Here is a 12484-nt window from a genome sequence, read left to right as displayed (position 1 = left end):
ATCTGATCCGCAAGTGTGCCACATGGCCCCCGGTGTTTTCGCGCTTTTACCCCCGTATTTACTGGTTATAAGACCAAAGGTTGAGGTTTATCGGCTGCCTGAAAAAGCTGTTGCATCGAGTGTATTACGGTATACCATCAGACCTACAAATTCATAAAAACCCGCTCTACCGCCAGAGGACCTTCCCATGATCGATGCCGCTATCTACAAACAAGTGATGGGTTCGTTTCCGTCCGGGGTCACCGTGATCACCACGCTCGATGACGACGGGCAAATCGTCGGGCTGACCGCCAGTGCCTTCAGTTCGTTGTCGATGGACCCGGCGCTGGTGCTGTTCTGCCCCAACTACAGCTCCGATTCGTACCCGGTGCTGATCAAGAACAAGCGCTTTGCGATCCACGTCCTTTCCGGTGGGCAACAAACCGAAGCCTATGCCTTTGCGCGCAAGGGCAAGGACAAGGCACAGGGCATCGAATGGACGCTCAGCGAACTGGGCAATCCGATCCTGGCGAACGCCACGGCGGTGATCGAGTGCGAGTTGTGGCGCGAGTATGAAGGTGGCGACCATGCAATCATGGTCGGCTCGGTGAAAAACCTGATCGTGCCCCAGCAGAACGCCGGGCCGCTGGTGTATTGCCACGGCAAGATGGGCGCCCTGCCCCTGGTTGCCTGATTAATGCCGATACACCGCAGCCAAGCCAGCGCCCACAGCTGAATGCATTTCAACGATGGGCGTTGGCTTGCCTGCGATAGCGGCGGTCAGGTACGGAAGCGGCTGACCAACTGGTTCAAGGTCTGCGACAACGCGGTCAATTGCTGCGCATCGCCGCGCGTGGAGTCGGCCAGGCTCGCCACCAACTGTGCATCCGCGTGAATCTGGCTGATATGCCGGTTGATGTCTTCGGCCACCTGGTGCTGTTCTTCGGCGGCAGTAGCGATTTGCGTGTTCATGTCGCGGATGACGTCCACCGACTCACGAATCAAGCCAAAGCTGGCGCGCGCATCGTTGATCGACACCACGGTTTCCTGGGACACCTCAAGGCTGGCATGCATCTGCTTGCCCATCTGATGGGTGCGCCGCGCCAGATTGCCAAGCAGTCCGTCGATTTCGCCAGTGGAGTCTGCCGTGCGTTTGGCCAGGGCGCGCACCTCATCCGCCACTACCGCAAACCCACGTCCCTGCTCGCCGGCCCGGGCGGCTTCGATGGCGGCGTTCAACGCCAGCAGGTTGGTCTGCTCGGCGATGGAACGGATGGTGCCGAGGATCGACTGGATGTCGTTGCTGTCTTTTTCCAACTGCTCCATGGCCTGGGCGGAGTGGCCGATCTCTTCGCTCAGGCGCCCGACACTGCTCACCGCCGCGTCAATCTGCTGTTGCCCGGTGTGGGCCTGGCGCTGGCCATTGTCGGCAGAATCGGCTGCCTGGCTGCAGGAGCGCGCGACTTCGTTGGAGGTGGCGACCATTTCATGAAACGCCGTGGAGACCATGTCCACCGCTTCGCGCTGGCGTGAGGCGACGTCGGCCATCTCTATCGAGACTTCGGTGGCACTGCCGGAGCTGCTGTGGATTTGCGCGGCGGCCTGGCCGATGCGCTGGATCAGTGTGCGGATGGCTTCCAGGAACTGGTTGAACCAGCCGGCGAGCTGCGCCGTCTCATCGCGACCATTGACCGCCAGGCGCGCCGTCAGGTCACCCTCGCCCTGCGCAATGCCTTCCAAACCACTGGCCACGCCACGGATCGGCTTGACGATCAGCCCGGCAAACCAGGCGCCCGCCCCAGCAAACAGCAGGCCACACACCAATGCGATAGCCGCGATCAACCAGGTCAGGCGTGCCGCGCCGGCCATCACTTCGCTTTCGCGCACCAGCCCGACAAAGCGCCAGCCCAATGCCTTCGACGGCCACACCAGCGCCATGTAGCGCTCGCCCGCCAGTTCCACCTGCACCAGGCCTTGGCCGGCATCGCTCAACTGCCGGTAGCCGTCACCCAACTCGCCGAGTTTCTTGAAGTTGTGGGACGGGTCATTCGGGTCTACCAGCACCGTGTTGTTGGCTTCCATCAGCATCAGGTAGCCGCTTTCGCCCAGCTTGATCTGCTTGACCAGGTCGGTCAGTTGCTTGAGCGACACGTCGATGTTGACCACCCCGCTCGCCTTGCCCTGGCGGTCGTTGAAGCTTTGCACGGTGCTCACCAGCACCACGTCGTCGGCCGCCCAGTAATAGGCTTCGGTGCGCAGGGTCTTGCCCGGTTGCGCCATGGCCGTCTTGTACCAGGGCCGCGTGCGCGGGTCGTAGTTGGCGAGGTTGGGGTCGCCGGGCCAGAACACATAGCCGCCATCCTCGGTGCCGAGCGACAGGTAGGTGTAGGCCGAATGACTCTTGGCCAGGCCCTCGAACAGCGCGAACAACTGCTGGTCGCGCTCGCCGGGAGCGATGTGCGCGGCGTCGCTTGCCAGGTAGCGTTTCACATCGCCCTGCAGGCTGCGCAACTGCGGGTGCGCAGCCAGGTAGGCGACGTTCTGGCTGATGCCTTCGAAGAACAGCTGCATCGCGTTGTCGACCTGGCGGATCTCGCGGCCACTGCTGTCGACAAAGCTGTCGCGGGCCTCATGGCGTACGTTGAGGATGATCAGCACAGCCACCAGAATCACCGGTAGACTGGCAATCACCGCAAACGCCAGGATTAATTTTTGTTTTATGTTCATCGAGCTCGCCTTCCTTGTGAGGTGAGGGTGCAACCGTTGGAGAGAAAAGTTTTGCGGATATTCCGTATTATGGTATACCAACAATCAATCCGCCGAACAGCCGTTATCACAGGCAAGCTTCAAGGTGGCGAGAGTACTTAAGGGCCCGCAGTCGACAGGCCGATCACAATAGATCCGAGGTAAGCGTCATGAAGTTTTCCCTGTTCGTACACATGGAACGTTGGGATGAAAGCGTCAGCCACCGTCAGTTGTTCGAAGACTTGACCGAACTGACCCTGATGGCCGAGGCCGGTGGTTTCAGCACCGTATGGATTGGCGAACACCACGCCATGGAATACACCATCTCGCCGAGCCCGATGCCGCTGTTGGCTTACCTCGCGGCCAAGACCACCACCATTCACCTGGGCGCCGGCACCATCATTGCGCCGTTCTGGCACCCGTTGCGGGTGGCGGGCGAATGCGCGTTGCTCGACGTGATCAGCAACGGCCGCATGGAAGTCGGCCTGGCCCGTGGCGCCTACCAGGTCGAATTCGACCGCATGGCCGGCGGCATGCCCGCCTCCTCCGGCGGCCAGGCCTTGCGCGAGATGGTGCCGGTGGTGCGCGCCTTGTGGAAAGGTGACTACGCCCACGACGGCGAGATCTGGAAATTCCCCACCTCCACCAGCGTGCCCAAGCCGATCCAGCAGCCTAACCCGCCGATGTGGATCGCCGCCCGCGACCCGGACTCGCACAACTTCGCGGTGGCCAACGGCTGCAACGTGATGGTCACGCCGCTGATGAAGGGCGACGAAGAAGTCCTCGACCTGAAAAACAAATTCCAGGCCGCCCTCGACAACAATCCCGACGTACCGCGCCCACAACTGATGGTGCTGCGTCACACCCACGTGCATTCCGCCGATGATCCGGACGGCTGGAAAGTCGGGGCCAAGGCGATCTCCAAGTTCTATCGCACCTTCGATGCCTGGTTCGGCAACAAGGAAGTACCGGTGAATGGCTTCCTGGCGCCGAGCCCGGAAGAGAAATTCGCCGCACGCCCCGAGTTCGAGCTGGAAAGCCTGCACAAGACCGCGATGATCGGCACCGCCGAAGAAATCATCCCGCGCATCCGCTACTACCAGGAACTGGGCGTGGATGAGTTCAGCTTCTGGTGCGACAACAGCCTGCCGCATGCCGAGAAGAAGAAGTCCCTGGCGCTGTTTATCGAGCAGGTGGTGCCGGCGTTTCGCTGATAGACCCCCGAAACTGAATTTTGCGAGGGCAGCCGTCTCCTGCCTGCCCTGACATCAACTGATATCAAATTGGAATCACTCGCCTCACTTGCTCTACACTGCGTCCTTTTCACGCATCATTGATCGGCAGTTGCCGTCACGTGAATAAGGAGATTCTGGTGTCGCTCAACATCCGTAGTTGCCTGGCCATGGGTGCAATATCCCTGGCATCCCTTAGCCTCACAGGCTGCTTTTCCGAAGAGATTGATGCTCGTCAGACCCGAGAAATCCAAGGTTTGCTTTACAAAGTGCACGCGGATGATCCGTTCAACGGGCGCGTGCTCAATTATCCTATGTCCGTGCTCGGTTTGTTCAATGTAGGCTCTTGTACTGTCGACATTAAAAATGGGCTGCCCGATGGAGAAATTCATTGCTCTGACAACGCCGGCAACTTACTGGCCTCGGGCGAGTTCAAAGCCGGCAAGCGCGACGGCAAGGAAGAAAGATTCGATGCCAAGACCGGCAAGAGAACCTTGGTCGCTCATTGGAAAAACGGAGCGCAGGACGGCGTTACCGAGCAGTTCAATCCAGAGAACGGTGAGCGCACCCTCGAAGTGCATTACACCGCAGGCAAAAAGAATGGTGTAGAACGCGCGTGGGACAATGAAGGCGATTCGCTGATCGCTGAGTTGGAATGGGAAAACGGCCAGCGCAGTGGTTTCGACAACCGTGGCACCCAACACCGCACGTACCTCAATGGGAAGCAACACGGCCCTCAAAAAGATTACGGTCTGAACGGTAATCGCTTCTATATTTCCGCCGAGGAAAATTACGAAAACGGCCTGCAGCACGGCGCCCAGCGGCGTATCGATGCGCACGGCAACGTGACGGAATCCAGTGTGTTCGAACACGGAAAATTGCGCACACGCGTAGTTGACCAGTACAGCTATGACGGTAAACACATCCATCACGTCAGCCGTGTGGCACTCAAGGAAAACGTTAACCAATACATGGCCAGTGATTTGGCCAACGACGGCACCGAACAGTACTGGGATGACAACGGGCACCTTATCCGAGAACTGGAGTGGAACAAGGGCAAGCTAGTCAGCGCCACTGCAACGGTGTGGGTAGGTGACCGCCAGGAAAGCCAGTTCCAGGGGCTCGGGCGCGACAGCTACGATCAACAGCAGCGTGTGGTCAAGCAGGGCCAGGAACGCCTGTTCAGTGATGAGGGAGTACTGCAGGCAATCGTCATCTGGAACGCGGGCGAGGTAAGCCAGGTACTCGTCGCCCTCACACCCGACCTGCGCCGGCAGCACCCCGGCAAAATGGGCTTGCTCGGCGGCTTTCAGCAATGGGCCAACCCTGTGAGAGAGGAAGAGACCTTCGAAAAGGACAGCGCCTACGTCGATGCTGGTTTTGTCTCCCGCTATGAGCAACTGGTCGACATCCCCACGCCAGGCCAGGCGGTCGTAACCACTCCGCCACAAGCAACGGTGGCTGCAGGCTCCGGCAACAGCACCAGTGAACGTGAAAGCTGCGTACAACGCCAGGTCGATACGGTACATGCCGATGATCCTGAGGCGCTTATACGCGCCGACATGCTCGAAGAGTTCGCGAAGAACTGTCTGTAAACGTCATTATTGATGGAGTACGACATGAAGCAATCACTGGAACGCTTTGTCCTGGCCCAAGCCTCACAATTCAATGCTGCCCTTAACGAGTTGAAGCGCGGAAAAAAAGAAGGCCATTGGATGTGGTTCATCTTTCCGCAACTTCGCGGCCTGGGCTCCAGCGAAAAAGCCACCTACTACGGCTTGCAGGACGCTGCTGAGGCACGCGACTACCTGCAACACCCGCTACTGGGGTCAAGGCTTGCTCGCGCCACCCGCGCCGTCTTCGATGCAGCAGTGCCCTTGGAGGAGCTGCTCGGCGAAGTCGACGCACTCAAATTCGCCTCCTGCATGACGCTGTTCGCGGCAGTCACTGATGCCGGATCGCTCTATGCGCAAGCGCGGGATAGCCTGAGCGGCGTAGATGATAAAACACATGTGATTCTTAACCAGCAAGAGAATGGAAATGACTGATTACGAAAAATGGACATTGACAGTACAGATCATCGTGGCGCTGGCTGCGTTCTTTTCTGTGTACCTTGTATGGCGTCAGATTGTGATCTTGACGTCTCAACTCAAGGCAACACAACTGGCTTCCGAAGCGCAGAGCATTATCTCGATCGTCGAATTCCTGCAAGCCAGTGACGCCCGCGAAGCGCGCGAGACAGTCCGTGCGACGCTATCGAGTTTGCATCATGACAGCTGGGACGAACGCCACATCCAGCAGGCATCGTTGGCCTGCGCAAACTACGACGTCGTAGCAGCACTGCTGCGTGTGGATTTGATTACGAACAAACACGTCATCATCGAAAACTGGGCGCCCAGCATCCTGCACTGCCACCAGGTGCTTGCGCCCTACATCGAGAAAAAGCGTACCCAGGCAGGCGGCGACCGCAAATACTGGAGCAACTTCGATTGGTTGCGAGATCAGTGCGTCCGAAACTGAATTCAACCTCTTGAGGGGAAACAATGAACGCTGAAGCCCTTTTTCATCAAACGATCGAGAAGCTACGCACCGCGCGACACGTGGTCATTTCTACAGGTGCAGGTATCTCCGCCGAAAGCGGCATTGCCACATTCCGCGACCCCGCGACCGGGCTCTGGTCGCGCTATAAGCAAGGAGAACTCGCCAGCGCTGAGGCCTTTGAACGAAACCCTTCATTGGTGTGGGGCTGGTATTCCTGGCGTCGAATGCTGGTCAGCAAAGCGAAGCCAAATGCTGCGCACTTGGCCGTGGCTGAGCTCGCACAATCCCTGCACCGTGTAACACTAATCACGCAGAACGTCGACGATCTGCATGAGCGCGCTGGCTCCAGGGATGCGATTCATCTACATGGGCACCTGACCACTGCTCGCTGCTACTCATGCAATAAACCCTATCTGAATGCCCTACCTGTCAATGTGTCACTAGAAGAAGGTCCATTGGATCCGCCGCACTGCCAACATTGTAATGGCCTGGTTCGACCGAACGTTGTCTGGTTTGGTGAGAAACTGTCGGCTGATGACATAAACCGCGCCAATGTGGCGGCGCTCGACTGCGACGTTTTCCTGTCCGTTGGGACGTCCGAAAGCGTCGCTCCAGCGGTATACCTGCCAATCTTCGCCGGCGAACGGGGAGCATGGGTCGTGCACATCAATCTCACACCCTCCGTATCAGCGCCCGGCAACACTCTGATTGGCACCGCAACCAACTGGCTCCCCAGGATTGCAAAGGCATTAACCAGCGCTTAAATCACTAGGACGACACGCCCTTCGCGGTGCGATGCCCCAGCGTTGCACCCGAAGCGGCATTTAACCGCATCCCATCATCGCAGCACCTGTAATAGTCTATTGCAGGACTCCAATGTACTAACTAGTTACTTATCTTGCTAAAATCGCGTCTTTGCCCTCTCACCTTCGAGTCCTGTCGATATGAAACGAGCATCGCGCGCCCATGGCGCCTCTAGATTCCTCCTGCTGGGTTTGGGCGTCATCATCGCCCTGCTCGGCCTTGCGCTGGCTGTTGGCGGCGCCAAACTGGTGAGCCTCGGCGGTTCCTGGTACTTCCTGGTCGGCGGCGTGGCCATGGCGGTTTCCGGAATGTTGATCGCCCGAGGCAAGACCGCTGGCGCGTGGTTGTTCGCAGCGTTCCTGGTGGGGACGGCGATCTGGGCAGTGGCCGATGTCGGGCTGGTGTTCTGGCCGCTGTTCTCGCGGCTGTTCATGTTTGCGGCCATCGGCCTGGTGGTGGCGCTGGTCTATCCGCTGCTGGCTGGCCGGCCTGCACGCGGTGCCTATGGCGTCGCCGCCGTGCTGGCGGTGGGTGTGGCGGTTGCGGCGGGCAATATGTTTGTCGCCCATCCGAGTGTCGCACCCAACGGTACTGGCCCGGGCATCACGCCGGTGGCTGCAGCCGACGCGCAGAAAGACTGGGCGCACTACGGCAACACCGAAGGTGGCAGCCGCTTCGCCGCGCTGGACCAGATCAATCGCGACAATATCGACAAACTCAAGGTGGCGTGGACCTACCACACCGGTGACGTGGCGATCAGCGACGGCAACGGTGCCGAAGACCAGCTCACGCCCTTGCAGATCGGCAACAAGGTGTTTATCTGCACGCCGCACAACAACCTGATCGCCCTCGACGCCGACACCGGCAAAGAGCTGTGGAAGAACGAGGTCAACGCCAAATCGGCGGTCTGGCAGCGTTGCCGGGGCATGGCCTACTTCGACGCGACCGCGCCGATCGCCCAGCCGACCCAGCCCAACAGCTCGCCGATCATTGCCGCCAGCGTGCCTGCCGGTGCGCAGTGCCAGCGCCGCTTGCTGACCAACACCATTGATGCGCGCCTGATCGCCGTGGATGCCGACACCGGCAAATTCTGCGAAGACTTCGGCACCCATGGCCAGGTGGACCTCAAGGCCGGCCTCGGCGATGTACCGGACAGCTACTACCAGCTGTCGTCCGCGCCGTTGATTGCCGGCACCACCGTGGTGGTCGGCGGCCGCGTCGCCGACAACGTGCAGACCGACATGCCTGGCGGCGTGATCCGTGGCTTCGACGTGATCAGCGGCCAGATGCGCTGGGCCTTCGACCCGGGCAACCCGCAAGACAAGCAAGCACCGGCCGACGGCAGCACCTATGTGCGCAGCACCCCGAACAGCTGGGCGCCGATGTCTTATGACCCGCTGATGAACACGGTCTTCCTGCCGATGGGCAGCTCGTCTACCGACATCTACGGCGTCGAACGTACTCAACTGAACCACAAATACGGCGCCTCGGTGCTGGCACTGGATGCCTCCACCGGTGCTGAAAAGTGGGTGTACCAGACGGTCCACAATGACCTGTGGGACTTCGACCTGCCGATGCAACCGAGCCTGATCGACTTCACCCCACCGGGCAGCGACAAGGCAGTTCCAGCGGTGGTGATCGGCACCAAGGCCGGGCAGATCTATGTGCTCGACCGCGCCACCGGCAAGCCGCTGACCGACGTCAAGGAAGTCCCGGTCAAGGCCGCCAACATCCCTAACGAACCCTACTCGCCGACCCAGCCGAAATCGGTGGGCATGCCGCAGATCGGCGCGCAGACCCTGACCGAGTCGGACATGTGGGGCGCCACGCCGTACGACCAGCTGTTGTGCCGCATCGACTTCAAGGGCATGCGCTATGAAGGCCTGTACACCGCGCCAGGCACCGACAAATCGCTGAGTTTCCCAGGCTCCCTGGGTGGCATGAACTGGGGCAGCATCTCCACCGACCCGGTGCACGGTTTTATCTTCGTCAACGACATGCGCCTGGGCCTGTGGATCCAGATGGTGCCGTCGCAGAACAAGGCGCAAGCCTCGTCCGGTGGCGAAGCGTTGAACACCGGCATGGGCGCAGTACCGCTCAAGGGCACGCCATATGCGGTGAACAAAAACCGCTTCCTGTCGGTGGCCGGCATTCCGTGCCAGGCACCGCCGTTCGGCACCCTCACCGCCATCGACATGAAGACCCAGAAGGTCGCGTGGCAAGTGCCGGTGGGCACCGTTGAAGACACCGGTCCGCTGGGCATCCGCATGCACCTGCCGATCAAGATCGGCCTGCCGACCCTCGGCGGTACCCTGTCGACCCAGGGCGGCCTGATCTTCATTGCCGGCACCCAGGACTTCTACCTGCGCGCGTTCAACAGCGCCAACGGTGATGAAATCTGGAAAGCCCGCCTGCCCGTCGGCAGCCAGGGTGGCCCGATGACCTACGTGTCGCCAAAAACCGGCAAGCAGTACATCGTCATCACCGCCGGCGGCGCACGCCAGTCCACCGACCGTGGCGACTACGTGATCGCCTACGCCCTGCCATAACCCCTGTGTTCGCGCGGTGCCCCCCGCACCGCGCTTTCGGCTTTTTGGAAGACCGCGCATGACCCCCACTTCTCACTTTTTCCCCGACCGCCTGCTTGGGCGCCTGTTGCTGGGCCTGGCCTTCAGTGCCGCCCTGCCCGCCCAAGCCGACGACACCACCCTGACCGGCGACTGGGGCGGCCTGCGCCGCGAGCTGGACGAGCAAGGCATCCGTTTTACCGGCGACTACAGCGGCGAAACCGCCTATAACGCCCACGGCGGGCAGCACCGTTCGGCGCGTTATTCACAGAACCTCAAGCTCGGCGTGCAGTTCGACCTGGGCAAGCTGTACGGTTTCAACAATGGCGACCGCATCCAGCTGACCATTAATGACCGGCGCGGCAACAGCGCCTCCGAGGACCTGGTGGGCAACCGCCTGCCGATCCAGGAAAACTACGGCGGCCTCTACACCCGTCTGACCGAGCTGAGCTACGAACGCACGCTGTTCACTCCGGCGCTGAACCTCAAGCTCGGCTACATGGCCATGGGCAATGATCTTGGCGGCCTGGACAGCGGCATTCTGTGCAACTTCATGAACGCCGGTTTCTGCGGGCACCCGCTGAACATGTCCGGCGGCAGCGGCTGGACCAACTACCCGAATGCGCGCCTGGGCGCACGGGTGAAGTATGACTTCTCGCCGTCCTGGCAACTGCGCGTGGCCGCTTTCAACGTGGACCCGGACAGCAACGGCAACTCCAGCCGCGCCTGGCACCTGGGCCCCAAGCACACCACCGGCACCGTGGTGCCGATCGAGCTGGTGTACAAGCACGCCGGCACGCTGCCGGGTGAATACAAGCTGGGCTATTACTACGACAGCTCGGATGTAAAACGCATCGGCAGCGACAAAGACGTCAGCGGGCGTGGCGGTCACTACCTGTTGATCGACCAGGCCGTATGGGCCTCCAGCAGCTCCGCCGGCCGTGTGCTGCACGCCTTCGGCCAATACTCCGCCGCCAGCGAAGCGGCCTCGCCGTTCAGCAAGTGGTATGGCGCGGGCGTGGTGTTGTACAAACCGTTCGAAGGGCGCCCGCGCGATACCCTCGCCCTGGGTTATGGCCGTGCCGTGCCGAACCCGCGCAGCCGTGACGTGCAGGAGCTGGCGGCGTTCAACGCAGGCAACAGCTACCCCAACCTGGACAATGCCGAACAACTGATCGAACTCAGCTACGGCTACCAGGCTACGCCTTGGCTGAACCTGCGCCCGGATGTGCAATACATCATCGAACCGGGAGCGTTTTCCGGCTCGGACATCGACAACGCGTTGGTGTTGGGCTTGCAGGTCAAGGCCGTGTTCTAAGCGTCTCAACAGTCAAAAAATGCAGGCGCTGGTTTGCCTGCGATAGTGGTAGTTCCAAGCAGGATCTAAGCTGACACACCGCTATCGCGGGCAAGCCCGCTCCCACAATGACCTAGGCCGTGCCCTGCTGATACTCGCGCGGCGTGCAGCCAAACTCGCGCCGAAACACCGTATGCAGGTACTGCGCGGACTTGAAGCCACATTGCTGGGCAATATCGGCAATCGCCAGTGCCTGGTTTTCCAGGCACTTGGCGGCGGCGGCGAGTTTGAAGCGCAGGATCTCGTCATGCACGCTGCAGCCGCGTTCCTTGCGAAAGTGCGACTCCAGTGACGAGCGCGACACCCCCACATAAGCCGCCACCTGCGCGGTCTTGATGCCCTGGCACGCGTACTGGCGGATAAACAGCAGGGCCTGCATCACATACGGATTCCCCAACGGCTGGTGCAAGCTGGAGGCCTGCACATTGATCGCCTCCGGTGGCACCAGGATCTGCGTTCCGGTGCAGGGCTTGCCGTGCAGCATCTGGTGCAGCAATGCCGCCGCCGTGCGCCCCATGGTTTCGGTGCCCTGGATCACTGAGCTGAGCGGCACCCGCGTGAGGGTGCGGGTCAGCGGGTCGTTGTCGATGCCGATCAATGCCACTTCCTCCGGCACCGCGATGCCGGCAGTCAAACAGGCTTGCAGCAATTGCCGCGCGCGGGCGTCGGTCACGGCGATGATGCCGATCGGCTTGGGCAGGCTCTGCAGCCAGGCGATCTGCTGCTCCACTGCGCTGTCCCACAGCGGCGCGCTGGTCCCCAAACCGCGATAGACCTCGACGTGCAAGCCGTCCCGCTGCAGCAGCAAGCGAAAGGCCTTCTCGCGCTCCTGCGCCCAGCGATTGGCCTGCGCCTCGGGCAGGCTGAAACAGGCAAACCGGGTCAGGCCGGCCTCGATCAGGTGTTCGTAGGCCAGTTTCATCAGCGCATGGTTGTCAGTGGCCACGTAAGGAATGCCGGTGGGATAAGCACGCGCATCCTGGTAGGAGCCGCCCACCGCCACCACCGGCAGCTTGATATCGGCCAGCGCTTCGCCAATCAACGGGTCGTCGAAGTCAGCGATGATGCCGTCCCCCTGCCAGCGCTCGATGCCCTTGAGGCGGCACAGGAAGTCTTCTTCAAGGAACAGATCCCAGGACGCGCGGGTGCTGCTCAGGTAATTGCCGATGCCGGTGATGATGCCCCGGTCGTAGATCTTGCTGCCGTTGAACAGCAAGGCAATGCGGTGCACGGGCGGTAGGGTTTTCATTGTTTTTGTC

The 12484-nt window shown here is 60.8% G+C and carries 10 protein-coding genes and 1 pseudogene; 8 read left to right on the top strand and 3 right to left on the bottom strand.

All coding sequences use genetic code 11. The features are described 5' to 3' along the window. Positions 1 to 187: 187 nt before the first annotated feature. On the top strand, positions 188 to 673 hold the full coding sequence (locus NTD80_RS21960; protein ID WP_065905687.1) for a flavin reductase family protein: 486 nt from the start codon (positions 188 to 190) through the stop codon (positions 671 to 673). 86 nt (positions 674 to 759) lie between these two features. On the opposite strand, the gene NTD80_RS31425 is transcribed toward NTD80_RS21960, so the two are convergent. Beyond that, on the bottom strand, positions 760 to 1488 hold the full coding sequence (locus NTD80_RS31425; protein WP_410017426.1) for a methyl-accepting chemotaxis protein: 729 nt from the start codon (positions 1486 to 1488) through the stop codon (positions 760 to 762). A 129-nt stretch (positions 1489 to 1617) separates the two neighbouring features. After that, positions 1618 to 2550: pseudogene (locus tag NTD80_RS31420) on the bottom strand (cache domain-containing protein); the annotation flags it as partial. 344 nt (positions 2551 to 2894) lie between these two features. Between NTD80_RS31420 and NTD80_RS21950 the strand changes: the two are divergent. From NTD80_RS21950 to NTD80_RS21920, 7 genes are all read left to right on the top strand, one after another. Beyond that, on the top strand, positions 2895 to 3938 hold the full coding sequence (locus NTD80_RS21950; RefSeq protein WP_262135002.1) for an LLM class flavin-dependent oxidoreductase: 1044 nt from the start codon (positions 2895 to 2897) through the stop codon (positions 3936 to 3938). Positions 3939 to 4096: 158 nt separating this feature from the next. Further along, a complete protein-coding gene (locus tag NTD80_RS21945; RefSeq protein ID WP_262135001.1) occupies positions 4097 to 5551 on the top strand; it encodes a toxin-antitoxin system YwqK family antitoxin in 1455 nt (484 codons plus the stop codon). 24 nt (positions 5552 to 5575) lie between these two features. After that, complete coding sequence (locus tag NTD80_RS21940; RefSeq protein ID WP_262135000.1) at positions 5576 to 6004, top strand: DUF1810 domain-containing protein; 429 nt, start codon at positions 5576 to 5578, stop codon at positions 6002 to 6004. Beyond that, a complete protein-coding gene (locus NTD80_RS21935; RefSeq protein WP_262134999.1) occupies positions 5997 to 6476 on the top strand; it encodes a hypothetical protein in 480 nt (159 codons plus the stop codon). The genes NTD80_RS21940 and NTD80_RS21935 overlap by 8 nt, the downstream gene beginning before the upstream one ends. A 23-nt stretch (positions 6477 to 6499) precedes the next feature. Continuing rightward, positions 6500 to 7261 carry an SIR2 family NAD-dependent protein deacylase gene (locus NTD80_RS21930; protein ID WP_262134998.1) on the top strand — a complete coding sequence of 254 codons (762 nt, stop codon included), beginning with the start codon at positions 6500 to 6502 and terminating at the stop codon, positions 7259 to 7261. Positions 7262 to 7441: 180 nt separating this feature from the next. Continuing rightward, a complete protein-coding gene (locus NTD80_RS21925) occupies positions 7442 to 9850 on the top strand; it encodes a glucose/quinate/shikimate family membrane-bound PQQ-dependent dehydrogenase (protein ID WP_262134997.1) in 2409 nt (802 codons plus the stop codon). 58 nt (positions 9851 to 9908) lie between these two features. Further along, positions 9909 to 11186, top strand: coding sequence for a carbohydrate porin (locus NTD80_RS21920; RefSeq protein ID WP_213552329.1), 1278 nt, complete (start codon positions 9909 to 9911; stop codon positions 11184 to 11186). A gap of 112 nt (positions 11187 to 11298) precedes the next feature. Here NTD80_RS21920 and NTD80_RS21915 read toward each other — a convergent pair whose 3' ends face one another. Beyond that, positions 11299 to 12474, bottom strand: coding sequence for a XylR family transcriptional regulator (locus NTD80_RS21915; RefSeq protein WP_262134996.1), 1176 nt, complete (start codon positions 12472 to 12474; stop codon positions 11299 to 11301). Between the last annotated feature and the right edge of the window lie 10 nt (positions 12475 to 12484).

Source organism: Pseudomonas sp. 13B_2.1_Bac1 (assembly GCF_025466155.1).
Taxonomy (GTDB): Bacteria; Pseudomonadota; Gammaproteobacteria; order Pseudomonadales; family Pseudomonadaceae; genus Aquipseudomonas; species Aquipseudomonas aylmerensis.
This window is presented reverse-complemented; position numbering and strand designations above follow the sequence as displayed.